The organism is Brevibacillus thermoruber 423 (assembly GCF_000454065.1).
Classification (GTDB): Bacteria; Bacillota; Bacilli; order Brevibacillales; family Brevibacillaceae; genus Brevibacillus; species Brevibacillus thermoruber.
In genome coordinates this window covers 321,958-345,420 of record NZ_KE695652.1, presented here as the reverse complement: position 1 = coordinate 345,420, position 23,463 = coordinate 321,958, and the positions used below count along the sequence as shown (strand labels likewise).

The 23,463-nt window shown below is 60.0% G+C and carries 26 protein-coding genes and 1 other RNA gene; 11 read left to right on the top strand and 16 right to left on the bottom strand.

Going from position 1 to position 23,463, the window contains the following annotated elements:
* Positions 1-147: 147 nt before the first annotated feature.
* Genes rpoZ through M516_RS0116220 form a run of 4 tightly spaced genes read right to left on the bottom strand, consistent with a single transcriptional unit; the run spans position 148 to position 2,165 of the window.
* A complete protein-coding gene (gene rpoZ, locus M516_RS0116235) occupies positions 148-354 on the bottom strand; it encodes a DNA-directed RNA polymerase subunit omega (RefSeq protein ID WP_029100053.1) in 207 nt (68 codons plus the stop codon).
* A 3-nt stretch (positions 355-357) separates the two neighbouring features.
* Positions 358-972, bottom strand: a complete 615-nt coding sequence (gmk, locus tag M516_RS0116230; protein WP_029100052.1) for a guanylate kinase — start codon at positions 970-972, stop codon at positions 358-360.
* 19 nt (positions 973-991) lie between these two features.
* Positions 992-1,252 carry an extracellular matrix/biofilm regulator RemA gene (gene remA / locus M516_RS0116225; protein WP_015891999.1) on the bottom strand — a complete coding sequence of 87 codons (261 nt, stop codon included), beginning with the start codon at positions 1,250-1,252 and terminating at the stop codon, positions 992-994.
* Between the two features lie 25 nt (positions 1,253-1,277).
* Positions 1,278-2,165 (bottom strand): YicC/YloC family endoribonuclease, encoded by an 888-nt coding sequence (locus M516_RS0116220; RefSeq protein ID WP_029100051.1) that lies wholly within the window; start codon positions 2,163-2,165, stop codon positions 1,278-1,280.
* A gap of 192 nt (positions 2,166-2,357) precedes the next feature.
* Here M516_RS0116220 and M516_RS0116215 point away from each other — a divergent pair, with 192 nt between their 5' ends.
* From M516_RS0116215 to M516_RS0116205, 3 genes are read left to right on the top strand one after another with little or no spacing between them, the layout of a single operon-like run.
* The gene (locus M516_RS0116215; RefSeq protein WP_029100050.1) at positions 2,358-4,097 is read left to right on the top strand and encodes an Rqc2 family fibronectin-binding protein; all 1,740 of its coding nucleotides are present in this window, start codon (positions 2,358-2,360) and stop codon (positions 4,095-4,097) included.
* Between the two features lie 34 nt (positions 4,098-4,131).
* Positions 4,132-4,476: a DUF2512 family protein gene (locus tag M516_RS0116210; RefSeq protein ID WP_029100049.1), complete on the top strand. Its 345-nt coding sequence runs from the start codon at positions 4,132-4,134 to the stop codon at positions 4,474-4,476.
* Between the two features lie 33 nt (positions 4,477-4,509).
* Positions 4,510-4,920: a hypothetical protein gene (locus tag M516_RS0116205; protein ID WP_029100048.1), complete on the top strand. Its 411-nt coding sequence runs from the start codon at positions 4,510-4,512 to the stop codon at positions 4,918-4,920.
* Between the two features lie 229 nt (positions 4,921-5,149).
* Here M516_RS0116205 and ssrS read toward each other — a convergent pair.
* Positions 5,150-5,344: non-coding RNA, 6S RNA (gene ssrS, locus M516_RS24890), on the bottom strand.
* Between the two features lie 237 nt (positions 5,345-5,581).
* On the opposite strand from ssrS, the gene M516_RS0116200 reads away from it, so the two are divergent.
* Entirely contained in the window at positions 5,582-6,088 is a 507-nt protein-coding gene (locus M516_RS0116200; RefSeq protein WP_029100047.1) for a hypothetical protein, read from the top strand.
* 136 nt (positions 6,089-6,224) lie between these two features.
* Positions 6,225-6,632: a Gmad2 immunoglobulin-like domain-containing protein gene (locus M516_RS0116195; protein ID WP_029100046.1), complete on the top strand. Its 408-nt coding sequence runs from the start codon at positions 6,225-6,227 to the stop codon at positions 6,630-6,632.
* Between the two features lie 30 nt (positions 6,633-6,662).
* On the opposite strand, the gene M516_RS0116190 is transcribed toward M516_RS0116195, so the two are convergent.
* The 4 genes from M516_RS0116190 to M516_RS0116175 form a co-directional block, all read right to left on the bottom strand.
* Positions 6,663-7,433, bottom strand: coding sequence for an enoyl-CoA hydratase/isomerase family protein (locus M516_RS0116190; RefSeq protein ID WP_029100045.1), 771 nt, complete (start codon positions 7,431-7,433; stop codon positions 6,663-6,665).
* A gap of 19 nt (positions 7,434-7,452) precedes the next feature.
* Complete coding sequence (locus M516_RS0116185) at positions 7,453-8,616, bottom strand: CaiB/BaiF CoA transferase family protein (RefSeq protein WP_029100044.1); 1,164 nt, start codon at positions 8,614-8,616, stop codon at positions 7,453-7,455.
* A 123-nt stretch (positions 8,617-8,739) separates the two neighbouring features.
* Complete coding sequence (locus M516_RS0116180) at positions 8,740-9,093, bottom strand: DUF4870 domain-containing protein (protein ID WP_029100043.1); 354 nt, start codon at positions 9,091-9,093, stop codon at positions 8,740-8,742.
* A 423-nt stretch (positions 9,094-9,516) separates the two neighbouring features.
* Complete coding sequence (locus M516_RS0116175; RefSeq protein ID WP_029100042.1) at positions 9,517-10,461, bottom strand: GntR family transcriptional regulator; 945 nt, start codon at positions 10,459-10,461, stop codon at positions 9,517-9,519.
* A gap of 139 nt (positions 10,462-10,600) precedes the next feature.
* Here M516_RS0116175 and M516_RS24885 point away from each other — a divergent pair, with 139 nt between their 5' ends.
* Positions 10,601-10,771, top strand: a complete 171-nt coding sequence (locus M516_RS24885) for a YjzC family protein (protein ID WP_065066786.1) — start codon at positions 10,601-10,603, stop codon at positions 10,769-10,771.
* A 113-nt stretch (positions 10,772-10,884) separates the two neighbouring features.
* Here M516_RS24885 and M516_RS0116165 read toward each other — a convergent pair whose 3' ends face one another.
* Entirely contained in the window at positions 10,885-11,118 is a 234-nt protein-coding gene (locus M516_RS0116165) for a hypothetical protein (protein ID WP_029100041.1), read from the bottom strand.
* Between the two features lie 88 nt (positions 11,119-11,206).
* On the opposite strand from M516_RS0116165, the gene M516_RS0116160 reads away from it, so the two are divergent.
* Complete coding sequence (locus M516_RS0116160; protein WP_029100040.1) at positions 11,207-11,734, top strand: DUF309 domain-containing protein; 528 nt, start codon at positions 11,207-11,209, stop codon at positions 11,732-11,734.
* Positions 11,735-11,757: 23 nt separating this feature from the next.
* Here M516_RS0116160 and M516_RS0116155 read toward each other — a convergent pair whose 3' ends face one another.
* Positions 11,758-12,444: a CPBP family intramembrane glutamic endopeptidase gene (locus M516_RS0116155; protein ID WP_029100039.1), complete on the bottom strand. Its 687-nt coding sequence runs from the start codon at positions 12,442-12,444 to the stop codon at positions 11,758-11,760.
* A 162-nt stretch (positions 12,445-12,606) separates the two neighbouring features.
* On the opposite strand from M516_RS0116155, the gene M516_RS0116150 reads away from it, so the two are divergent.
* Positions 12,607-13,809, top strand: coding sequence for an MFS transporter (locus M516_RS0116150; RefSeq protein WP_029100038.1), 1,203 nt, complete (start codon positions 12,607-12,609; stop codon positions 13,807-13,809).
* A gap of 90 nt (positions 13,810-13,899) precedes the next feature.
* On the top strand, positions 13,900-14,379 hold the full coding sequence (locus M516_RS0116145; RefSeq protein ID WP_029100037.1) for a CcdC family protein: 480 nt from the start codon (positions 13,900-13,902) through the stop codon (positions 14,377-14,379).
* A gap of 127 nt (positions 14,380-14,506) precedes the next feature.
* Here the strand turns inward: M516_RS0116145 and M516_RS0116140 are convergent, their stop codons facing one another.
* From M516_RS0116140 to M516_RS0116125, 4 genes are all read right to left on the bottom strand, one after another.
* A complete protein-coding gene (locus M516_RS0116140) occupies positions 14,507-15,853 on the bottom strand; it encodes an APC family permease (protein WP_029100036.1) in 1,347 nt (448 codons plus the stop codon).
* Between the two features lie 204 nt (positions 15,854-16,057).
* Positions 16,058-16,861 carry a VOC family protein gene (locus M516_RS0116135; RefSeq protein WP_029100035.1) on the bottom strand — a complete coding sequence of 268 codons (804 nt, stop codon included), beginning with the start codon at positions 16,859-16,861 and terminating at the stop codon, positions 16,058-16,060.
* A 104-nt stretch (positions 16,862-16,965) separates the two neighbouring features.
* Positions 16,966-17,955: an ornithine cyclodeaminase family protein gene (locus M516_RS0116130; RefSeq protein ID WP_029100034.1), complete on the bottom strand. Its 990-nt coding sequence runs from the start codon at positions 17,953-17,955 to the stop codon at positions 16,966-16,968.
* Positions 17,956-17,984: 29 nt separating this feature from the next.
* Positions 17,985-19,271, bottom strand: a complete 1,287-nt coding sequence (locus M516_RS0116125) for an MFS transporter (RefSeq protein ID WP_029100033.1) — start codon at positions 19,269-19,271, stop codon at positions 17,985-17,987.
* Between the two features lie 233 nt (positions 19,272-19,504).
* Here M516_RS0116125 and M516_RS0116120 point away from each other — a divergent pair, with 233 nt between their 5' ends.
* Positions 19,505-20,056, top strand: coding sequence for a cysteine hydrolase family protein (locus M516_RS0116120; RefSeq protein WP_029100032.1), 552 nt, complete (start codon positions 19,505-19,507; stop codon positions 20,054-20,056).
* Positions 20,057-20,068: 12 nt separating this feature from the next.
* A complete protein-coding gene (locus M516_RS0116115; protein WP_029100031.1) occupies positions 20,069-21,706 on the top strand; it encodes a nicotinate phosphoribosyltransferase in 1,638 nt (545 codons plus the stop codon).
* 77 nt (positions 21,707-21,783) lie between these two features.
* On the opposite strand, the gene M516_RS0116110 is transcribed toward M516_RS0116115, so the two are convergent.
* On the bottom strand, positions 21,784-23,403 hold the full coding sequence (locus tag M516_RS0116110) for a glycerol-3-phosphate dehydrogenase/oxidase (protein ID WP_029100030.1): 1,620 nt from the start codon (positions 23,401-23,403) through the stop codon (positions 21,784-21,786).
* Positions 23,404-23,463 lie beyond the last annotated feature (60 nt).

The following is a 23,463-nucleotide window of genomic DNA, read 5'->3' as shown; positions in this document are numbered from 1 at the left end:
TCTCGGTTGTCCTCCCTTTTTAGTCGGTCTGCCAAACGGCCAGACCGGCGTGGTTGCGTCCGTCACGACGAAAGACCGGTGCCGCTGCGAAAAAAAACAACCTGCGTGAGGTTGTTTGTAAGCAAAAACGCGGTAACAAGGCCGCTCTTATTTGCGGACGTCGGTGTATTCGTAGATGACCTGGTCGGCGATCAGCTCTTCCAGCGCCAGGCCGACGAACTTTTTGGACTTCGGTTTTTCCACCTGGACGGCGCTGTTTTCGCGAAGCTGGCGGGCCCGTTTGGACGCGATGGTGACCAGGGTGTACTTGCTTTCCACTTTTTCGGTCAGTTTGTCAATCGACGGATACAGCATGGATTATTTGACCTCCTCAAGCCATTTGCGGTACTTGTGAATTTGGCGTTCCTTTTTCAAGTGCTCGGCGGTGATGATCGACCGGATGCGTTCGCAGGCGCAGTCGATCACGTCGTTGACCACCACGTAGTCGTACTGATCCATCAGCTCGATCTCCTGGCGGGCCATCTCCATGCGGTGACGGATCGTCTCTTCCGTCTCCGTTCCCCGTCCGACGATCCGGTTTTCCAGTTCGGCCAGATCGGGCGGCGCGAGGAACAGAAAAACCCCCTGGGGAAACTTTTTCTTCACCTGCAGGGCGCCCTGCACCTCGATTTCCAGAATCACGTCGCGCCCTTTTGCCAGCATCTCTTCCACAAACAGGCGCGGCGTACCGTAGTAATTGCCGACGTATTCCGCCCACTCCAGCAGTTCGTCCTGCTCGATCATCCGGCGGAACTCTTCTTTTGTTTTGAAAAAGTAGTTAACCCCTTCCACTTCTCCGGCCCGCGGCGCCCGCGTGGTGGCGGAAACGGAATAGACCAGATCCGGCATGCGCTCGCGAAGCGCTTTGCAGACCGTTCCCTTGCCGACGCCAGACGGCCCCGAAAGAACCAAAAGGAGACCGCTATCGCCCATCGTATGTCTTCACTCCTGCCTATTCGTCCGATTCGTCGTCTTTTGTCGTCAGCCGCTGCGCCACGGTTTCCGGCTGGACCGCGGACAGGATGACGTGATCGCTGTCCGTGATGATGACCGCCCGCGTGCGCCTCCCGTACGTCGCGTCCACCAGCATGTTGCGGTCGCGCGCTTCCTGGATGATCCGCTTGATCGGCGCTGATTCGGGACTGACGATGGATATGATGCGGTTGGCGTTGACGATGTTGCCAAACCCGATATTGATCAGCTTGATTGCCATGACGGCCCCGTCCATCCTTTCATCGCTACTCGATGTTCTGAACCTGCTCTCTCATTTTTTCCAGTTCCGTCTTGATCTCGACGGCCAATCGCTGGATGGGCAGGTGATTGGCCTTGGAAGCGATCGTGTTGGCTTCCCGGTTCATCTCCTGCAGTAGAAAGTCCAGCTTGCGCCCGACCGCTTCTTCCCTGCCCAACTGTTCCGCAAACTGGGAGCAGTGGCTTGTAAGACGGGTCACCTCTTCACTGATGTCGGAACGGTCGGCCAAAAAGGCCGCTTCCTGCGCAAGGCGCTGCGCGTCCAGTTCAAACGGAGCAGTTTCGGCCCATTCGGCCATGCGCTGATGCAGACGGCTGCGGTACTCGTCGACGACCAGCGGCGCCATTTGTCCGATTTCCTGTGTCCAGGCGGTGATCCGGGCAAGCCGCTGTTCCAAATCCGCCTGAAGCTGCAGCCCTTCCTTCCGCTTCATGGACAGCAAGTCTTCCGCCGCTTCCCGGCACGCCGCAAGCAGCCACTCGGCCGCCTGCTCGGCGTCCGCTTCCGCCACGTCCCGGTTTTGCACCACACCAGGCAGGAGCAGCAAGTCCTTGGCGGTTAACGGCGACTGCAGCGAAAAGCGCTCGTTCATCTCCCGCGCCGCCGACACGTACTGCTCCGCGACGGCCCAGTCGATGGCAATTCCCTGCCCCGTCAGGCCGCCGGCATCCACGGTGACGGCCACATCGACGCGGCCTCGCCGGACGTATTGGCCCACAAGCTTGCGCACCGGCTCCTCAAGCATGCCCCAGGCCTTGGGCAAGCGAACAAGGATTTCGCAGAAACGATGGTTCACCGCGCGCATCTCCACAGTGAGCCGCAGCGAACCGTACATCCCTTCTCTTCGGCCGTACCCGGTCATGCTTCGGACCATGGTTCTCACTTCCATAGACGTAAAATCGTTAATTTATTATAGGAGACAACTCTTGACAGTGTCAACCGAAGCCGGGGCGGGGACAAGCCGATTCCGCCGTGGTGCGCTTTGTGATACACTGTCACTGACGCTTTTGAGACAGGCGCGAAAGTGGATTCGTGCAGGATTTCTGCACACGTGAGGTGAGCACTTGTGGCATTTGACGGAATTGTAACCCGTGCCGTCGTGCGGGAATTGCAAAAACTGGCGGGCGGACGGATCGCCAAAATCCATCAGCCCCATCACAGCGATATCGTCATGCAGATCCGGGCGCAGGGGGAGACGGTAAAGCTGCTGCTTTCCGCCAATCCGACCTATCCCCGGCTGCATGTGACCACCGAAGAGTTTACCAATCCGCAGGAAGCCCCGATGTTTTGCATGCTGCTCCGAAAGCACTGCGAAGGCGGGCTGATCGAGGCAATCGAACAGGTGGACATGGAGCGGATCGTCCACATCGACATTCGCACCCGCGACGAACTGGGAGACACGGCGCGGCGGCGGATCGTCATGGAAATCATGGGCAAGCACAGCAACATCATCCTGCTCGATCCGGCCAGCGGCACCATCCTGGACAGCGCCGTGCACGTGACCCCGGCGATCAGCCAATACCGGCAGGTCCTGCCCGGCCGTCCGTACGTCTCCCCGCCCAACCAGGAGAAGCGGGACCCGCTTGTCGTTACGGAACAGGCGTTCATCACGGCGATCGACTGGAACGGCGGTCGGCTGGACCGACAGTTAGTGGACGCCTTCACCGGGATCAGTCCCCTTTTGGCGAAAGAGATCGTCCACCGGGCGGGCCTGCCGACGCGGGAAGCGTTGTGGCGCGCCTTTTCTTCCGTGATGGAAGCGGTCAGACAGCACCGCTATGCGCCGATGATCGCAGAAGGCCGGGAGAAAACGCAGTTTCACGTGGTGGAACTGACCCATCTGACGGACGCCGCCACGACCTCCTTTTCCTCCGCAAGCGAATGCCTGCAGGCGTTTTACGCCGTCAAGGCGCAGCGGGACACGGTCAAGCAGAAGGTGCACGACCTGATCCGCATCGTCACCAGCGAACGGAACAAAAACGAGAAGAAAATCGAAAAGCTGGAGCAGACCTTGGCGGAAGCGAAGGATGCGGAGATTTTCCGGCTGTACGGCGAACTGATCACCGCCCACATGCACCAGCTCAAGCGGGGCGATACCCTCCTGGAGGCGGTCAACTGGTACGACGAAGCGGGCGGCACAGTGACCATTCCGCTCGACCCGTTGAAGACGCCGTCGGAAAATCTGCAGGCGTACTACAAACGCTACAACAAGGCCAAAAACAGCCTGCAGATCGTGGAAGACCAAATCCGGCAGGCGCGCGAAGAGATCGTCTATCTGGACGGCCTGCTCGTCCAGTTGGAGCACGCCTCGCTGCAGGAAGCAGAAGAAATCCGCGAAGAGCTGGCGGAACAGGGGTACGTGCGCAGCCGGCAGAAACGGGCGAACAAAAAGAAAAAGGACGCCCGCCCCGAACTGGACGCCTACACGTCCAGCGACGGCACGGAGATTCTCGTGGGCAAGAACAACAAGCAAAACGACTACCTGACCAACAAGCTGGCCGCGCCTCACGACACGTGGCTGCACACCAAGGAGATCCCCGGTTCCCACGTCGTCATCCGCTCCCGCCAGGTCTCGGAACAAACCCTGCGGGAAGCGGCCGTCCTCGCCGCTTACTACAGCAAGGCGCAGCACGGCAGCCAGGTGCCGGTCGACTACACGCTGGTCAAGCACGTGAAAAAACCGAGCGGCGCCAAGCCCGGCTTCGTCATCTACGAACAGCAGCGGACGCTTTACGTCACCCCCGACGAAGCGCTGGTCCGCCGGCTGAAGGCGAACAACCGCGCGGCGCATAGCGAGACTAGCTAGGTTCATACTAAGAGCATGAAAGGAGGGTTCGTTCTTGAACATCCTGCTCAAGCTCTTGGTAAACGGCATCATCGCGGTGCCGGGGCTGCTGTGGTCGGGAACGTCGCTTTCGTTTGCGCTGGTCACCAGCGCCGTCGTCAGCCTGGTGGCCTACGGGCTGGGTGATGCCGTCATCCTGCCGCGGACCAACAATACATTCGCCAGCACGGCCGATTTCGCGCTTGTGTTTTCCCTGTTCTGGCTGGCCGCGTTTGTGTTTGCGCAGCCCTTTCGGCTGTCCGGACTGTTTTTGACGGCCTTTGCCATTTCCGTTGCGGAATACTTTTTTCACGACTATTTGCAGCGACACGGGGTCCATCACACCAAGCACCCCGGCTGACGCCCCACCATTGACATGCGAAGGAGGATCGGGATGAACGTCATCGGGATCATCCAGACAGATTTGAACGAGTTTAACGTTCTGTTTGTACCGGACCAGAACAGCGGCCAGAACGGAGCACAACAGGGTCAGCAGGGCCAGCAGAGTCAGCAGGGCCAGCAGAACCAGGCCAGTCAGGACAACGACTCCCTGTTTCTCGATTTCCTGGAGGACCAGACTGGCGGACAGAATCAGGGGGCAGCCGGAAATCAGCAGAGCGGTCCGCAGGAGATGACCGTCCGGATCAAAGGCATTCCGGAGGGGCAGAAAGCGAACTTTTTGCAGATGTACCAGATCCTTCAGGACGCCAAGGACACCCGTGATCTGGAACAGTCGCTGACCATCGTCAACCAGGGAGACCCGCAGCAGAATCAGGGAGCGGGCGGCTCCGGCGGACAGCAATAAGCCCGATCCCCACAGGACCGGGTGCTCGAAGGAACCGCGACGCCGCCGGCAAACACCCCGGCCCGCTGCCTGCCAGGAAACCCTTCCGGCCCATTCCAGTCGGACACGCGGTTTCTTTTACGGGCAGCAGGACTTCCTTGTGGATCACGCAAAAAACCTGGAACGGTAACGTCCCAGGTTTTTTCGTGATCGAATCGTATATGTCCAGCTACTGCCGTTTTCCAAAGGAAAAGCCCCCGCTCTGCCGTCCGGCCTCATGTTTCTGTAACCTGCTCTCACACAGGTGGGTGACCCGTCCGCGTTTCTGCCTTCCCATGCGTCCCAAGACGGGAGGTGGGCCTGACATACGGCGCGAAGTTCTGTCTCCCTCGAAACACTCATAAGGTTAGAAACATTCGTGGCCTCACGTACATCGCAGGATCTTTACATTTCTAACTCTACCACAGATGGCTTCACTTCTCAACGGATAATCTTTCACCTTTTGCATATTCGCCGAAAGACTTGGTTGCGCCGTGCACGATGCCGTTCTTTCAGGCAGAGCGGCCATGTGCAGGAACGCTGCTGATTATTGATGGGACCAAACGAATGTCCTATCATTTATTTAGGAGAAAAACGCGTTGGGAGGTTTTTCACAAGACGCGCATCAAAGAAGGAGGATTCCATGCGCAAAAAGGTGGAAAAAACGTTATTCGGGTTATGGGCAGGTGAATTATTCGCTGTTGTTTGTTTTGCCTTGCTGTGGTTGATCTATGCACAACAGTTTAAGTGGGCAAAACCCTATGTAACGTCATGGCCGTCTGTCTATGCGTTTGCCTTGCTGGAATTTATCTTGCTTCAAGGAAGTTATTATTGGTTTGTAAAATGGAAACAAGTGCGGCGAGGCTGTTTCTCCCATTTGCCTGATCGTCACCTTCGACTTTTCCATGTCTTCAAAAGAATCAACCTTTTCCTGATTGCGATCGGACTGCTGTTCTTGATTTATCAATGGAAGGTTTTTTCCGTTGATTTTTATTGGTTTGTCTTTCTCTACGTGTTTGCCATTCTTGAATATATCAATTACTACCACGTGCGGCTGTCCTATCAAACCATAGACGAAATAAAAGATTTCCTCCGTCAACGGGGATTCCGGCGTTCGAAACTGGCAAGTGAATGGAAAACCCGCTCATGATGTGATCCGGAGTTTTCGCTCGACATGATTATACCCTCGCCTCTCTGTTCGGGCGGACGCCGCGCATCAACCGGATAGGAACGGGACAAACGGGTCATGCTACAAACAAAACCCACCCGTATGGAGGCATCACGCGATGAAAAAGAACGTGTTTCGTGCGTGGTTGATCGTCTGCTGGCTGGGATGCGTCTCTGCGCTTCCCCCGGCCGCCGGTGCCGCCGGCATTCCGCCAGCGCCAAAGAGCCAACAGGGGTACGGCAACGATGCGTTCCGCAATATCACGGTCAGCAAGACCGACGCCCGCCAATACGTCGTCAAGGGAGAAGCCCGCGTCTTCGAAGGCAATGTCCGCTACGTGGTCACGGACGGGGCAACCACCCTGATCAACAGTTTCGTCACCGCCAGCCGCGGCGGCCTGGCATGGGGCTCCTATGAACTCAACCTGAACCTGCCCGGCAGCAAGCAGCCGCTGACCTTGATTCTGTTTGAAGAAATCGCGCAGACGGGCGCCCGCCGGCACGAACTGAAAATTCCGCTTCCCTGACGAAAAAAACGCCGAGGCTTCGGCGTTTCTTCACGTTCGCTTCTGTTTGGCCTGAACCAGCGATTCAAACGTGGGATGCATGATCAACGCGGGCTGCTGCTCCTTTTCCCAGGCCAGCGACTGCGCCAGATTCATCTCCAGGCAAGCGGTCAAACCCGCTTTGGTGACGGCCAGCGCATGACGGGGCAAACGGCGGAGGGCACTGATCAACTGCTGCGCCTCCTGCTCGATCTCGGCCGCATCCACGGCTTTGTAAATCAAGCCGATCCGCTCCGCTTCACTGCCGGAAATCTTTTCGCCGAGCAGCGCCAATCGTTTGGCCTGGGCCATGCCAACCAGGCGCGGCAGCAGATAGGTGCCGCCGAAATCGGTGGTCAGGCCGATCTGGACAAACGGCTCCTGCAGCACGGCTTCCCGGGCGGCGATGACAAAGTCGGCGTGAAGCGCCAGATTGAGGCCCGCCCCTACCGCCGCCCCTTCGATCAGGGCGATGACCGGCTTGGGCATGTGATGGAGCTGCGTCAGAAACGCGTTGATCACCGTCAGCGACTCGTCCGCCTGGGCGGGGTCGCGCAGCGCTCCCAGTATGCTCAAATCGGCCCCCGAGCAGAAATTGCCACCGGCGCCGCGCAGAAGCACCACGTCGGCAGCCGGTTCAGCGGCGGCCCGGGCGATCGCGTCCCTCAGCAGCGAAAACATCTCCAGCGTCAGCGCGTTCAGCACCCGCGGACGATTGAGCGTGATCGTCCAGACGCCCTCCCGCAGGTCGGTTTGGATCGGCAAGTCTTGTCTGTGTTCCATCACGGGTTTTCTCCTTTCGTTACGAGGTAGGCGGGATGACGCCTTCCTGTTCCAAGCGGGCCAATTCGTCATCCGTCAGGTTCAGCTTGGCTTTCAGCACGTCGCGGGTGTCTCCCCCGCAGCGTGGAGGAGGCATCATGCCGTCCAGCGGGCGGGTTCGTTCCACGCGCACCTGCAGCGTCTCTCCATCGGTTCCGTATGGCAGGGTAAAGGCGACTTCCCGGCTGGCGACATACGCGCTGCCGCTCCAGGTGTCCATCTCCTCCACGGCGGTCAGGCAGCAGTCCACTTCGCTCCCCAGCTCGCTCCACTCCGCCTGTGTCCGAGACAGAAACAGGGTTTTCATTTCCTCAAATACGTCCGGGTGGTCGGCAATCAACGCGCCGTGCAGGGTCTCCCAGTCTTCCCGTCCAACCGCCCGGCAGAAATTGTGCCAGAACTTTTCTTCCAGCGCCGCCAGCGCGACGTACTTGCCATCCGCGCTCTCGTACACCTGGTAGGCCAGCATTCCCTTCAGGAATTGGCCCATCGCCTTCGCCTGCCCGTCATGGGCGAGCAGGGCATGCAGTCCCATCCAGGAGGAGAGCACGTCCACCGAGGCGACGTCCAGGTAGGCGCCCTGTCCGTGTCGGCATTGCCGAACCAGCGCCGCACAAATTTGCTCGGCTGCGTACAGGCCCACGGCGTAATCGGCGATCGGCACTTCCGGGGGGACCGGCCTGCCTTCGCTGTCGCGAATCGCTGACAACAACCCGCTGATCGCCTGGTAGTTGAGGTCGTGGCCGCCCAACTGGTGCATGTCCCCCGTCTGGCCGTATCCGGTAACCGAGCAGTACACCAGCGAAGGATGGACAGCAGACAAGCTGTCGTAGTCCAGACCGAGGTGGCGCATCACGCCCGGACGGAAGCTCTCCACCACCACGTCGGCACGGCTGGCCAGGTCAAAAGCCAAGGCCCTGCCCGCTTCGGTATGCAAGTTCAGCGCGACGCTCCGCTTGTTGCGATTGGAGCTTAAAAACAGCGCGCCCGTCTCCCCGATCCGCGGCCCCAGCGAACGGCCAGGATCTCCCCCGGGATGGGCTTCCACCTTGATCACTTCTGCCCCCAGGTCGGCCAGCCTCATTGTGCAATATGGCCCGGGAAGATGGCGTGAAAAATCGACAACCGTGATCCCTGTCAACATGCGGTTACCACCCCTTTCCACCCTTGTCCATGTTTTGGTATTTCGTGATGGGCGGGCCGCATTCCTTCATTGTCAGAAAAATGCCAACACGATTACAGCCGTCCAAATAACGAACGGCTGTTGCTAGGTGATAAAGCGCAGTGTGAGCGGATAGCGATAGGGTATGCCGTCATTGGCTCTGATCGCCGCCAAGATGACGGCCACCACCCAAAAGACGAACAGGGCGAACAAGAGCAGGACGCCAATAAACAGGAAAATCAGCAGCATGCTGATCGCACCGTAGATCGTGACGCTGATGGCAAAGTTGAGCGCCTCTTTCCCTTGGCTGTCGACAAACGCTCCCTCTTCCCGCTTGATCAGCCAGACAATCAGCGGCCCCAGCACATTCCCCAGCGGGATGACCAATCCGGCAAACGCAGCGAGATGAGCAGCGATCGCCCATATCCGCTCCTGTTTGCCGGGCCGTTCCTGATTCATGAAGAACGCCTCCCTGTTTTTTCCTTCTCCCTTCCAAATGTACGGCAGACCTCCCGAAAACTTGCGGAGAGAAAAAAAGCACCCCTGGAAGAGGCGCTTTTTTTCGCGTTAGTAATGGCTGTCGTACCCGTAATGAGACATCGACGAGGATCCGTACCCGCCGTATCCTTTCCCGTGGTGCTCTTTCCTGTAGTGGTGGCAATCGTACTTGTAGACAGGTTCGTAGTAACATTTTTTCTTGTAGTACTTCTTCTTACAGCATTTTTTGTAATGGCATTTGTGCCCGTGAGACTTATGGCATCCGCAGCTCATGACCTCACCCCCCTTGAGTTGGTACAGTTACATGCTATGTCGAAGGGGGGATATCGGCATGGTACACTTGTCTAAAATGCACACAAAATAAACGGATATCCATGTGGGTCGTTACTGCGTGACAATTTTCCGCAGTTCGTTGATTCCGTGATGATCGGGTATTTCCTGAAACTCCTTTACCTTGGGCAAGGTCAACAGATGCGGACGGGTCATGTAGCCCGGTTTGGAGATGTAGACCACGTCACAGTTGGCAATCAGCTCAAACACGTCGGGGTGGTTGGCCTCGATCGTCCGCAGGTCCAGATGGGTGATCCCGGCGTTGTACAAGTCGTCGATCATTCCCTCCGCTCCCCGGATGGTGGCGCAGATCAAGCCCACCTTGGTGTGGCGGGGGTACGCTTCCAGTGCGGGAATGACGATGGTCGGGTCGGGGATGAAGTCCAGGCTGACCACCGGAGGCGCTTCCCGCGGGAGCGCCTGCTTTATTTTCAGATTGACGCTGGGATGGGTGACAATCGCCTTGTACTGCTGCAAAAAGCCGGCGTCCTCTTCCAGCCGCTCCCAAAATTCATCAAACGTGCGCCCCTCCACCATCGCGCTCGGCAGGTGATACTGCACCAGCCGCAGATACTCGGCCAGCTCCAGTTCCGTAAAGCGGAGAAACAGCACGGGGGACTGGTTGATCTCCTGCATGACGGCGGACAAGACGCGCGTAAACTCGTCCATCGAATACCCCATCGCTTTTACCTTGTGCAGCGTCTCCTTGGCCAATAGCGCTAGGTGGGCGGGGTTGCGGGTTAACAGGGGGTCGTTCACCACGTTGCTCACAATCGTCCCCCGTCCCTGTCGGGAGTCGACCAGTCCCTCCTGCTGCAGGCGCAGGTAGACGCTGCGCACCGTGTTGTAGTTCACCTTGAGATGGGCGGCCAACTGCCGCACAGTCGGAAGCTGTGTGTGCGGCGGCAGTTCCCCGCTGCGGATGAAGGCGGCGATTTGCTGATACAGTTGTTCGTGGTACGAGATGTTGGAATCTTTTTGCAGAGACAGACGATGCACGGTACAACCCCCCGGAATTGTGGTGTTCCTATCGTAAATCAATTCTGAATCGAGCGTCAATAGAGACACAGGGGTTGAACCCGCCCCTCGGGGAGATACTAAACGGGACACTACATGGGAAGAAAGCGGGGTGACCCTTATGGGCGAGCGCAGCCGTTTTCGCGAAGGCGACAAGTCCCCGAAAAACGCGGTCTACATGGAAATCGGGGAGTCCGGCGCCAGCGTGCAGGACCCGATGATCATCGAGCTGGGCAGAGGGGACAAGTTTCCCCCCACCCGCAACAAGAACCGCGTCTGGACACAAAAGTAGCCGATTGTCACGGACAAAGGGGAAAACGCGGCTCCGCCACGCGATGGGGCGGAGCCTGCCATTCCCTTTGCCTTGGGAGAACCCCCCCGCCAGCGGCTGGGGTTGGCCTCGTTTTACTCCTCTTCGTCCTCGCCGTCCTCTTCGTCGCCTTTCAGGTAGATGATCGTAACCCCCAGGCTTTCCAGGAGCTGCAGCACTTCCCGGTTCAGCTCCTCGTCCCGCAGCAGCCCCAGGCTCTCCACCAGTTCCAGCTCTTCCAGATCGCCCGATTCGGCATCCTCGATCAGTTCGATTACTTCCGTCATCTCCCTTTCCTGCAGAATGGAGAGAAGTTCCTCTTTGGTCATTCTGTTATCTGCACCTCGTTTTCTGCTTGCTTGTTCCTTTATAATAGTACATGGATGAATCGGAAAACAAAAGAGCGAGGAGCCAGTCATGTACCCGCACCCCTACCTGGAATACCTGGTTCAGTTCCACGCCGAACGGGACTACTTCGAATGTCACGAGATTTTGGAGGAGTATTGGAAAAGCGAGGCCGGACAGCGCAGCCCCGTCTGGGTCGGGCTGATTCAGATCGCCGTCGGGCTGTATCACCACCGCAGGGGGAATCGGGCCGGCGCCGTCAAAATGATGAACAGCGCCCTCCGCCTGCTGCGGCAGCAGCAGGATGCTCTCAGCCGTCTCGGTCTGGACCCCGCCGCCCTGCTTCAACTCCTCGCCGCCGTCGTCGCCGAGATGGAGGCGGGCGCTCCGTACCGCAGCATCTCGCTGCCGATCGCCGATCCGGAGCTGCGCCGACGTGTGCAGCAGATGTGCGCGGAACGGGGGCTGCCATGTGAACGGCCAAGCGACATGGCCAACCGGTATCTCCTGCACAAGCACACCTTGCGCGACCGCAGCGGCGTCATCGCCGAGCGGGCCCGCCAGCTCTCGCTTCGGGAACAGCGGAAACCGAACGGCTAATCGCGACGATCCCGCCGTCGTTTTCAGCCCGCGTACACCCAGATGACCAGCGCGAGAACGATGCCGAAGTCGGCCAGCATGTGGCTGAACCACGTGGCGTACACGGCGGGAAAGATACCCTTGAGCCACCCCCAGAGAACGCCGACCGCCAGCACCATGAGCGTAATCCACACGCCCCACCGCCAGCCGAACAGGACGGTGGCCACCAGCAGATGATACAGGCAAAAAAAGAGGCTGCTGAGAAGCACAGCAGCAAAGCGGGACATTGCGGCCAGCAGCCGCTCCAGGACGAACCCGCGCCAAAACAGCTCTTCCAACAGCGAATTGACGACGGCCATGTACAGCGAAAACCACCAGACCGCCTGCTGGGTGAGTCCCCATCGTTCCAGCACGGCGCGGATTTCTTCCGGCTGCACGCCGGAGGCAAAGAGCAGCCGGATGCCGGCGAGAATTCCCGTCAGCATGAGCGCTCCCGCAGCCAGACCCCAGACCGCCCCCTGTTTGTCAAAGGGGAGCCACGCACGCCGCCAATCGTCGGCCAATCCCCCTTCCCACCATCCGTGAAGCAGGGGAATGCCGAGGCAGACCAGCAGATGAAACGAGACAAACGTGGCAGCCAGGCTCTCCCTTTCTACCAATCCGTAAAAAACAGCCAACGTTGCGATAAAGCCGTAGCCGATCAACAGCAAGAGCGAGCGTTTCCGCTTCATGAAAAAACTCCTTACTCCTTATCCGTCTGATGACGGGCTTAGGTTTCCCCATGTGCCGGGAAGGCATACCCAACAGGGAATCATATACAAACGAGTGGGCAAATGGTATACTGTTTGAATCGAATGGATAAAAATGTTTGGATCCAATGGAGAGTGGCTTCCATGTTGTGGCGAAATCGTACGTTTCTCCTGTTGATGACGGGGGAGGTGATCACCGGATCGGGCCTGTGGATCTCCATTATCGCCAACCTGCAGTTCATGCAGCACCTGATCCCGTCCGACGCGCTCAAAGGGCTGATCCTCATGAGCGGCCTGGTGGTCAGCATCCTGCTGTCGCCCAAGGCGGGCGTCGTCATCGACCGTTCCGACAAGCGCAAGATCATGCTGGTATCCAGCCTGGTTCGCTGTCTGAGTCCGGTCTGCATGTTTCCTGCCATCGCGCACGACTCGCTCGGGTGGATGGTCGTTTCCCTGATCATCATGCAGGCGTCCGCCGCCTTTTACTTCCCGACCCTGCAGGCATCGCTGCCCGCCATCCTACCGTCGTCCGAACTGCTCAAAGCGAACAGCGTCTACCTGAATATTTCCACGCTGTCCCGGATCGGCGGGACCGCCATCGGCGGCGTTCTCGTCGCCACGATGGATCTCCGCATGCTCTACGCCCTGTCCGTCGCCGCCTACATCGTCGTGGCGCTGTTGACCCTGCTGCTGCGCATTCCGCCAATCGCCTCCCACAAACGGCAGGAAAAGGTGGAGTTCCGCGAAGTGCTGACGATCACCAAAAAGGATCCCGTCCTGCTCGTCGGGCTGGTGAACATGGGGCTGATCACGCTGTTTCTCGGCGGCATCAATCTGCTGGTGCTCAACTTCAGCGAAATCCAGCGGACGCCCGAAATGATGGGCTGGATCTACGGGGTGGAGGGGACCGGCATTCTGGTGGGCGGACTTCTGGCCAAGCGCTGGATCGGCGGACGCAACCTGATCGTCGCATCCACCGTCCTCTTGTTTTTCTTCGCCCTCGCCCAGTACGGGATGTCGTTTGCGGAAAGCCGGATCATGGTGCTGGGCTCGTTTGCCTTGTTCGGCATGACCGTCGCCTTTTTCTTCCCGGTCACCACGACCGTGTTTCAGAAGCGGCTGGCGGAGCATCAGCAGGGGCGTTTCTTCTCCTTCCGCAGCATGCTGGACCGCGGCGTTTTCCTGATCGCCCTGGGGACGACCGGCCTCTGCCTGGACCTGCTGGGCATCTCCGGCTACATGCTGGTAATCGCCACCGCCACCCTGCTGACAGCCGTGATCACGCTGTCGTACAGCCTCAAAAGCAGGCTGGACGTGCGGGAGACAGACGAACCGGCGGCGGCGTAGCGGGCCCCGTGAAATGACGGCGGACCGCTTTCCCCTTTACGGCAAAATGGTGTACACTAGAATATCATGGGCCAAGGAGGGACTACTTCCATGCAGATTCTCTCATCCACTGCCCTGGGCATGCTGGTGCCGCTGCTCATGGCGACGGTGGTGATCGTCCTGCGCATGCGCGGGACCAAAAAGCCGGTGTCCGCGCGGCGCATCATCCTGCCGCCCCTGTTCATGTCCACCGGTTTTGCGATGTTTCACTTTCCGGAAACGGCCACTCCGCTCATCTACGACGCCATCGCCTTTTTCGTCGGGATGATCTTCTCCATCCCGCTGATTCTCACGTCCCGCTTCGAAATCGTCGGCCAGGACGTCTATCTGAAACGGTCCCGCGCCTTTTTCGGCATCCTCGTCGCCCTGGTGGTGATTCGCTTTGCCATGAAACTGTGGGTAAACGATTCGCTGACAACCATGCAAACGGCCGGACTGTTCTTCGTCCTCGCCTACGGCATGATCGTTCCGTGGCGGCTGGCGATGCTGTACATGTACCGCCAATTGGTCAAAAAGACGGTGCGAACCTGACAAACGAAAGAGCAGAGCCTCTGTCTCGAGGCTTCTGCTCTTTTTTGTCCTGCTGCCCCCAAGAAAAAAGCCTCCGCTGCGGCCGATCCCGGCCGTCGGAGGGAGGTGATGCTCTCGGTTCGTCAGGCTAGCGGTTGGCTCTCACCGGCTCGCCGCGGAGGGCGGCTTCTTTTCGCTGCCCGCGCCGGAAAAACGGAAGGCCCAAGAGCGTAATGGCGAGGGCCGCCAGCGTATTCCCCGGATTGGTGAGCAGCGTGCTCGCGAGGATATAGAGCGAACCAGCGATGGCGAACAGCGGCACTATCGGATAGAGCGGCACGCTGTAAGCGCGTGGCCGTCCCCCCTGACGTCTGCGCAGGATGAATAGAGCGACGAACGCCAGGATGTAAAACAGGTACACGGAGAAAATGGCCAGCTCGGACAAGTGGTCGGGATTGCTCACCACCATCAGGATCACAGCGATCACGGCTTGCGATAAAATGGCGGCCACCGGCGTGCCGTAGGCGGCGTGGATGCGGGAGAGCCAGCGGGAGCCAGGAAGATGGCCGCGCTCTGCCATCGCGAACGGCACGCGGGGAAACGCCAGGATTTTGCCGTTGAGGCAGCCAAAGATGGAGACGAGAATCCCGACGCTGATCAGCCTGCCGCCCCATTCGCCGAACAAGTGCGACGCCGCCGCCCCTGCGGCGTTTTCCCCCAGGCGCACAATCTCGGATGCGGGCAATAGATGGAGCAGGGCCACGTTGACCGACAGATACGCCAGTGTCACCACGAGCAGGCCGCCGATGATGGCGCGCGGCAGCACTTTGGCGGGATTTTTCATCTCTCCCGCCATGAAGCCGACCAGCATCCAGCCGTCATAGGCCCACAGCGTGGCCAGCACAGCCGCCCCAAAGCTGATCTCGGTGGTCACTCCGCTGTCGGCCCCCCATATCTGACCGTTTCCTTTCCACATTCCAAACACGGCGATCAGCGCGATCGGCACCAGCTTGCCGAGGGTGGCCGCCGTTTGGACGAAGCCCCCGTACCGGGTGCCCAGGCTGTTGACGACGGCCAAGAGGAGCACCGTACCGACCGCGATCGGCAGCTTCCATGCAGCCCCCCAGCCAAACAGGTGGACGAGCAGCGAACCGAAATACAAGCCCAGCGCGCCGATTACCTCCGGACCGTAAATGACCGACTGCACCCATCCGGCGAGAAAGCCCCACACCTTTCCGTACACTTCTTCCAGATAGACGTACAGCCCCCCTGTCTTGGGGATTTGTGTTCCCACCTCGGCGATGGTCAACCCGCTCGCCAGCGTGATCAATCCTCCCACTATCCACGCCCACAGTGCCAGCGTGGAGTCGCCGGCGTATTCAATGACCTTGCCCGGCTTCATGAAAATGCCGGAGCCGATAACGGTCCCGATCACCAGCGATGTAGCCAACGTCAAACCTACTTCTTTTTGCAGCGAACGATGCTGTACCTCCACGTTGTTCCCCCTAACTGTTCGGCTATTTACTAACAATCTAAACAAATGATAGCACGAACGTACGGGATTAACTCTTTTTTGCAATTTTACAAAAAAAGAAAGAAGAGCCGCCCGGGCTCTTCCAGATTGATGACATACCGGGGATGTCCGCGTGCGTGAAGCGTTGCAGCCTGTAGGGAGCACGCACCTGCTTTCCGGCTTGATTCACCACACATACCACCCACCGTACAGCTCGTGGCGAATCTCTCCGCTCCCGCCGGCGAACCGGACGAAAAACGGCCTCTCTCCGCGGGCCAGCAGCGCGTCGCGGGCCAATCCCTCCCCCAACGGCTGGCACAGCACGACAGCCCCGCCGGAAAACGCAAGCGTCCGGCAGCGGGCGTTTAGCCCTTCATCGACGAAGGCGGCCGCCGCCTCCAGGCCGAACCACCGCCGCCAGCGTTCCGCCGCTTCGTCCGCGTCTTCCGCCGCCAAGCAGACGCATTTGAGGGCGTGCGCTCCATTTGGGTGCGGAGCAATGACGCCCCGGCGGGTGAGATCGTCCCGCCGCTCGTCGTCGCTCTGCTCCCACTGGATCAGAAACGGCACACGCCCCCTCTCCTCCGGCGTCTCCGCAAACAGCATCTGCCAGCGGATCACCGTGCCGTCCTCCCGCTTCCTGCTGCCCGGCAGCGGACCGGTCACCTTCATCCCGCGCTCGTGAAAATGCTCCGCCCAGCGTTCAATGTCGCGCGTCCGCAGGGCGATTTGCCCCATGCCCTCGCCCACTGCCGCGTCCTGAACCAACTGCCGGACCAGCGGATTGTCAGACCGCTCGGCCACCTCCGGGTATTCCACGGCCAGAAATTCCACGTAGGCAAGCCCGAAGTAACTGAGGCTGTTGCAAGTCCCCCAGGCCTCGTGCCGGCCGCCCGCCAGCGCGTGAAATCCTTCCTTTTGTAAGCGCTCCGCCGCCTCGACGGGCGGACGGCGGAGAAAGTGAACCAGATGATCAAATGCCAGTTCCATGCGCTCCCGCCTTTCCAAATGGTTTCGTTACCTCACGTCCAGCAGAGTGAACCCCGATCGCGGAGCGTTTTGCCCGGACAGCGCTGTGCTGCGGCGGATTGCTCCTACAGCGTGACGGTCGTCCCTGCTCCCAGCCGTTTCGCCTTTTCGTAGACGGCGCAGGCCACCATCGTATCCAGGGAGGCAATCCCCACGGATTTGTACAGGGTGATTTCCTCATCCGTCTCCCGCCCCGGTTTTTGGCCGGTGACCAGTTCGCCGATTTCGCCGTACAGCCGGTCGATCGACCACTCTCCCCGCTGAATCGGCTTGATCAGATCGCCCGCTTCGTGCAGGGCCCCTTCCTTGGTGTCCACCACTACTTTCCCGCTACGGTTCAACGTCACGGCGTCAAATTCCTGCATGTGCGGCTGATAGGCGCCGATCGCGTTGACGTGGGTACCGGGGCGCAGGATGCCGCCGTCAAACAGCGGCTCGGTCGCCTTGGTGCTCAACACCACGATGTCGGCGGCGGACACGGCCTCGCCGGCGTCGTTGACACATGTGATGCTGCCCTTCCACTCCGGGTAGAGGGCGCGAATCCGGGCGGCAAGCTGCTCCGCGCGCGCCCGCGTCCGGTTGTACAGCCAAAGCCGCTCGATCGGCCGGACCGCCATGATCGCCTGCACCTGCCCCAGCGCCTGGGCGCCGCATCCCAGCACGGCGCAGCTCTTGGCATCTTGGCGCGCCAGCAGCCTGGTCGCCACGCCGCTGCTCGCGCCGGTGCGCAGCACGGTCAGGCAGGTTGCGTCCATCAGCGCCACATGCCGTCCGCTCTTCGCCTCCGTCAGCAGCGTGATCCCCTGCAGGGACGGCAGCCCTTTTTCCGCGTTTTGCGGAAAGATGCTGACCACTTTCACCGCCGTGTATTCGACGGCCTCCACGTACGACGGCATGTACAGCGTCGTCGCCGCCCGCTTTTCGTGGGCGACAGCGGTGCGAACCGGTGTGACCGTGCCGCCCGCCGCCTCGCACCGAAACGCCTCCTCCACGTCCCGCAGGCACTCTTCCATCGTGTACAGCTCGCGAATCTCTTCCTGGGACAAAACCAGCATGACCATCCCGCCTTTCCTCACATGCCCGCTCACAAGCTCGCGTCTTTCGTCTCCCGCGCCGCGCCGATGGCCGCGAGCGAAATAAGCCCGGTCAGGATGATGTACAGGGCGACCGGCACCCACGAGTTGGCAAACGCGTCAAGCAGCCAGGTGGCAATCAGCGGAGCCGTGCCGCCGGCGATGGCCGCCCCCAACTGGTAGCCGAGCGTCACGCCGGTGTAGCGCACTTCGGTGCTGAAAATCTCTGAAAACAGCGTTCCCAGAACAGCCGTCACCGGCGCCCAGAGAATCCCCAGCCCGATCACCGTGGCCGCCGTCAGCCAAAACGACGACTTGAGCGACAGCAGATAAAAGTACGGAAACGCAAACAGCATGATCGCCACGGTGCCGCCGATGTAGAGCGGTTTGCGCCCCGCCTGGTCCGACCATTTGCCCATGAACGGAATCGCGATGGTGGCCACCAGCGTGGCGATCGTCACCGCGTTCAGCGCCGTCACCTTGTCGTAGCCGAGGTACTTGGTCGCGTAGGCGATCACAAAGGTCGAAAAGATGTAAAACGGTCCGGTCTCCACCACTTTGGCCCCGATGGCGATCAGCACGGACTTCCAGTGGCAGCGGAGCGTGTCCGCCAGGGGCACCTTGGCAATGCTGCCGCTCTGCTGCGCTTCCCGGAACGCGGGCGTCTCGTCGATGCCGCTGCGAATCCACAGGCCGAGGAAGACAAGCACGGCACTGAGGACAAACGGCACCCGCCAGCCCCACGACAGGAACTGCTCTTCCGGCAGGAGGCTCATCAGCGAAATGGAGAGCGTGCCGAGCAGCATGCCGATGGTTACACCCATCTGGGGAATGCTGCCGTAGAAGCCGCGCTGGTTGTTCCGCGCGTATTCCACGGCCAGGAGCAGGGCGCCGCCCCACTCGCCGCCAATGCCCAGCCCCTGCACCAGACGGAGGATGAACAGCAGGATCGGGGCCCACACGCCGATCGTGTCGTACCCGGGCAAAAGGCCGATCAGGACCGTCGCCGTCCCCATCAGCGAAAGCGTCAGCACCAGCGTCTTTTTCCGTCCGACCTTGTCGCCGATATGACTGAAGATGAGACCGCCTAGCGGACGGATGAAAAACGTCAGCGAGAACGACAGGTAGGAGAGCAGCAGTCCCACCACAGGGTCCGTATGGGGGAAAAACAGCTTGGTAAACGCCAGCGATGCCACCGTCCCGTAGAGAAAGTAGTCAAACCACTCGATGGAACTGCCGATCAGACTGGCGATCAACGCTTTGGTGCCCGTCTGCGGAGAAACTGCCGCTTGCGCCATCTGCATCCTCCCTTTCCTCTAAGCAATTGTGAATACACCACGAATGGTAACGCCCACTTGACGGAATCGTCAATATTTTCACACAAAATACTTGCCTGCATGCCGCCGTATTGACGAGGGTATGTTTACCAGGTAAGATGAAGCCAACTTCCGTAACGACAGTCATCGCACGACTTGGTATCGTTTTGGCCGGCTGGCGAACGCCGCCGTCTACCGATTCGGAGGGATAACGGATGAACGCCTTGATTGTGATTGACTATACGAACGATTTCGTGGCAGCCGACGGAGCGCTGACCTGCGGGGAACCGGCCCAGCGGATCGAACAGCGGATCGTGGAGCTGACCGAGCAGTTCGTGCGCGACGGCCGCTACGTCGTCATGGCGGTGGACGCCCACCAGAAGGACGACCCATTCCACCCGGAAACGCCGTTGTATCCGCCGCACAACATCATCGGAACCGAGGGGCGCCGCCTGTACGGAAAGGTGCAGGACGCGTACGACCGGCATGCCGGACGCATCACCTGGATGGACAAAACCCGCTACAGCGCGTTCCAGGGGACCGACCTTGCCCTGCAGCTTCACGCGCGGGGCATTCGCGAAATCCACCTGGCCGGCGTCTGCACGGACATCTGCGTGCTGCACACGGCGATCGACGGCTTTTACCGCGGATTTAGGGTCGTGATACACGCGGATGCCGTCGCCAGCTTTAACCCGGCCGGCCACGAATGGGCCTTGAACCACTTCAAAAATCAGCTCGGCCTCCAGGTCTTGGGCGAGTCGATGTAAGGAGACGCCAAGATGACACCCGACAAGACGCTTTTTGACGTAATTGACCCGAAAATCTACCGCTTTGTGCACATCTGCCAAACGTGCGGCCAGCCCAATTTTCGCACCACCGATCAACTGCAGAAGTGCGCCGCTTGCGATGAAACCCGGTCGTTTGAAGTGCTGCCTTACTACGATCCGTCCCGGGATTACGCCCTCGACGCGGACGAGTACGCACTCAGCATGATGTACGCGCTGTACAAGAAAGGGCTGCACAAGACCGAAGTGGTATTTGACGACTTTTACCGCAAGGCGCCCTTTGTCAAACCGACGGGGGATTACCAGGGCGAGCTGGGCGGGTACGTGGCATTCGGCGGCCTGCAGCAGTTGATTGACATCATCCAAAACCTGTACTTCAACGAATCGGACATCGCTTACCTCCGCTCCAAAAACCTCTATGACGAGGATTTTCTCGAGGAGCTGCGAAACCTGCGCTTCACCGGCCACCTGGACGCGATGGAAGAAGGCCAGATCGTCTTTCCCAACACGCCCTACATCCGGATCATCGCCCCCGTGATCGAGTGCATCTGGATTGAAGCGCAGCTGCTCAACACCATCAACAGCGAGTCGCTCCTGATGACCAAAGGGTCCCGCATCATCACGGCGACGGACGGCCAGACGGTGATCGAAATGGGCAAGCGCCGGGCCCAGGGGCGGGACGCTTCCGTCCAGGGGGCACGGGCCGCCTACATCGCCGGCTTTCACTTCACGTCCAATCTGAAGGCGGGCAAAAAGTACGGCGTGCCGACGACGGGAACGCACGCCCACCTGTTCGTCCAGTTTTTCCCCAGCGAACTGGACGCGTTTCTCGCCTTTGCCGAGGTCTTTCCGGCGAAGTCGATCCTGTTGGTCGACACCTTTGACGTGCTGGAAAGCGGCATCCCCAACGCCATCAAGACGGCCAAGATCATGGAAGAACGCGGACACAGGCTGAACGGCATCCGGCTGGACAGCGGCGATTTGGCCTTCCTCTCCAAGCGGGCGCGGGAGATGCTGGACAGCGCCGGCCTGTCGTACGTGAAGATCGCCGCTTCCAGCGACCTGGACGAGTACACGATCGCTTCGCTCAAGCTGCAGGGGGCCAAAATCGACGTGTGGGGCATCGGCACGAAGTTCATCACCGCCTACGACAGCCCAGCCCTCGGCGGCGTGCACAAGATCGTCGCCCGCAAGACCGAGCAGGAGTGGATCGCGCTGATCAAGATCTCGGAGAACCTGGACAAAATCATCAACCCCGGGCTGAAAAAAGTGTACCGCCTCTACGACCGAAACGGCATGGCAAAGGGCGACTACATCTGCCTGGAGGACGAAACGCTGGACAACCTCAACGAAATCATCCTGAAGCACCCGACCAATCCGCTGAAAAGCAAGCGGGTCACCGATTTTACGGCGGTGGAATTGCTTCGCCCCATTTTCCGGGACGGCCAGCTCGTCTACCAGATGCCCAGTTTGGACGAGATCAGGGCCTTCCACCGCAAGCAGAAGAGCACGTTCTGGGAAGAGTACCTCCGCCTCGACAACCCGGAAGTATACCCCGTCGCGCTGTCCGACCGCTTGCGGGCGCTGAAGGACAAGCTGATTCACGACAAGCGGCGCCATTCGCTGACGTAACTGCTGACAATACACCCCCTCCGGTATCGACTGCCGGAGGGGGTGTTTGCATGACAATCCAGCGCCGCGCCCGCCTGTCAGGGAGTCATATCGCGGATGTGCTGCTCCAGTTCGCGGCGGTACGCGTCCGTCCGCTCCGCACTCCAGTTCCCGTACCGCTTCATGAAGTTCAGGACCGGCTCTTTCCAGCGGTTCGCCCATTCGATGTCAAACAGCAGACTGCTCGTGCGGCGAAGCAAAAAGTCCACTGGCGTCATCGCCATCTCCTCTTCCAGCGCGTACACCAGGGACGCGTACACCTCCAGTGACAGCCGATGACGGGCCGCTTCCCGGCCGCGCTCGCGGATGATCGTAAACAGGCGGTCCACATTGCTGCCGTAGCGGCGAACGAGCCGCTCCGCCTCTTCACGGCCGAGGCCGAGCGACATCCCTTCCTCCGTTTTCTTCGCGACAAAGGAAGCAAAGCCGGCGGAACCGCCCACCTTCCCGCCGGACAGCGGAATCCGGTCCGTCGTGCACGGCGCCTTCACGCCCAGTTCCTGTGCGACGATGTTCACCACTTTTTCCGCCATCTTGCGGTAGCCGGTCAGCTTGCCGCCGGCGATGGTGATCAACCCGCTCGGGGAGCGGAACACTTCGTCTTTGCGGGAGATGTCCGAGGCGGACTTGCCTTCCTCGTAAATCAGCGGCCGAATACCTGCCCAGCTCGCCTCGATGTCCTCCGCCTGGATGCCCACCTCCGGGAACATGTAATCGATGGCCGCCAGCAGGTAATCGCGGTCTTCCACCGTCATCACCGGATGGGCCAGATCGGCGTCGTAGGGGGTGTCGGTGGTGCCCACGTACGTCTTCCCCGCGCGCGGGATGGCAAACGCCATGCGGCCGTCCGGCGTGTCGAAATACACGGCCTGACGCAGCGGAAAGCGCTTCCGGTCAAAGACGATGTGCACCCCTTTGGTGTGAAAGAGCCGCTTGCCCTGCCGGGAGCCGTCTTTTTCGCGCAGTTCGTCCACCCACGGTCCGGCGGCGTTGACCACTTGTTTTGCGCGGATGGCAAACGTCTCCCCGCTGATCCGATCGACGGCCTGCACGCCAACGACCCTGCCGTTTTCGTACAGGAACGCCTCCGCCTTCACGTAGTTGACCGGCACCGCGCCGCGGGCCGCCGCCTCTTTGATCACTTCCAGCGTCAGGCGGGCGTCGTCCGTCTTGTACTCCACGTAGTAACCGCCCGCTTTCAGCTTCTCTTTGCGCAAGAGCGGCTCCATCCTGAGCGTCTCCTCCCGGCTGAGCATCCGCCGCCGCTCGCTCCGTTTCACTCCCGCCAGCCAGTCGTACAGGTACAAGCCGACGGATGTGGCCAGCCGCCCGTACGTCCCGCCCTCGATCAGCGGCAGCAGCATCCACTCCGGCTGGGTGACGTGCGGCGCGTTTTCGTAGACGATCGCCCGCTCTCTGCCCACTTCGGCGACGAGGCGAAACTCCAACTGCTTCAGGTAGCGCAGCCCGCCGTGAACCAGTTTGGTGGAGCGGGAACTGGTCCCCGCAGCAAAGTCCTGCATCTCGATCAGCCCCGTTTGGATGCCCCTCGCCTGGGCGTCCAGCGCAATCCCCGCGCCGGTAATGCCGCCGCCGATCACCAGCAGGTCTAGTTCTGCCGTTTTGAGCCGCGCCAGGTGTTCCGCTCGTTTCACCACGCATCACTCCCCCTTCTACTTTATCGGTGGGTCAACCCGAACAGTCCGGAAAAAACACAA

Excerpts from the sequence above, each read along its gene's own strand:
- M516_RS0116145 (WP_029100037.1), top strand. The coding sequence starts at position 13,900 with ATGCAGATTCTCTCATCCACTGCCCTGGGCATGCTGGTGCCGCTGCTC.
- M516_RS0116160 (WP_029100040.1), top strand. The coding sequence starts at position 11,207 with ATGTACCCGCACCCCTACCTGGAATACCTGGTTCAGTTCCACGCCGAA.
- M516_RS0116150 (WP_029100038.1), top strand. The coding sequence starts at position 12,607 with ATGTTGTGGCGAAATCGTACGTTTCTCCTGTTGATGACGGGGGAGGTG.
- M516_RS0116185 (WP_029100044.1), bottom strand. The coding sequence starts at position 8,616 with ATGTTGACAGGGATCACGGTTGTCGATTTTTCACGCCATCTTCCCGGG.
- rpoZ (WP_029100053.1), bottom strand. The coding sequence starts at position 354 with ATGCTGTATCCGTCGATTGACAAACTGACCGAAAAAGTGGAAAGCAAG.
- M516_RS0116155 (WP_029100039.1), bottom strand. The coding sequence starts at position 12,444 with ATGAAGCGGAAACGCTCGCTCTTGCTGTTGATCGGCTACGGCTTTATC.
- gmk (WP_029100052.1), bottom strand. The coding sequence starts at position 972 with ATGGGCGATAGCGGTCTCCTTTTGGTTCTTTCGGGGCCGTCTGGCGTC.
- M516_RS0116120 (WP_029100032.1), top strand. The coding sequence starts at position 19,505 with ATGAACGCCTTGATTGTGATTGACTATACGAACGATTTCGTGGCAGCC.
- M516_RS0116125 (WP_029100033.1), bottom strand. The coding sequence starts at position 19,271 with ATGGCGCAAGCGGCAGTTTCTCCGCAGACGGGCACCAAAGCGTTGATC.
- remA (WP_015891999.1), bottom strand. The coding sequence starts at position 1,252 with ATGGCAATCAAGCTGATCAATATCGGGTTTGGCAACATCGTCAACGCC.
- M516_RS0116200 (WP_029100047.1), top strand. The coding sequence starts at position 5,582 with ATGCGCAAAAAGGTGGAAAAAACGTTATTCGGGTTATGGGCAGGTGAA.
- M516_RS0116220 (WP_029100051.1), bottom strand. The coding sequence starts at position 2,165 with ATGGTCCGAAGCATGACCGGGTACGGCCGAAGAGAAGGGATGTACGGT.
- M516_RS0116180 (WP_029100043.1), bottom strand. The coding sequence starts at position 9,093 with ATGAATCAGGAACGGCCCGGCAAACAGGAGCGGATATGGGCGATCGCT.
- M516_RS0116195 (WP_029100046.1), top strand. The coding sequence starts at position 6,225 with ATGAAAAAGAACGTGTTTCGTGCGTGGTTGATCGTCTGCTGGCTGGGA.
- M516_RS0116135 (WP_029100035.1), bottom strand. The coding sequence starts at position 16,861 with ATGGAACTGGCATTTGATCATCTGGTTCACTTTCTCCGCCGTCCGCCC.
- M516_RS24885 (WP_065066786.1), top strand. The coding sequence starts at position 10,601 with ATGGGCGAGCGCAGCCGTTTTCGCGAAGGCGACAAGTCCCCGAAAAAC.
- M516_RS0116190 (WP_029100045.1), bottom strand. The coding sequence starts at position 7,433 with ATGGAACACAGACAAGACTTGCCGATCCAAACCGACCTGCGGGAGGGC.
- M516_RS0116165 (WP_029100041.1), bottom strand. The coding sequence starts at position 11,118 with ATGACCAAAGAGGAACTTCTCTCCATTCTGCAGGAAAGGGAGATGACG.
- M516_RS0116205 (WP_029100048.1), top strand. The coding sequence starts at position 4,510 with ATGAACGTCATCGGGATCATCCAGACAGATTTGAACGAGTTTAACGTT.
- M516_RS0116115 (WP_029100031.1), top strand. The coding sequence starts at position 20,069 with ATGACACCCGACAAGACGCTTTTTGACGTAATTGACCCGAAAATCTAC.
- M516_RS0116130 (WP_029100034.1), bottom strand. The coding sequence starts at position 17,955 with ATGCTGGTTTTGTCCCAGGAAGAGATTCGCGAGCTGTACACGATGGAA.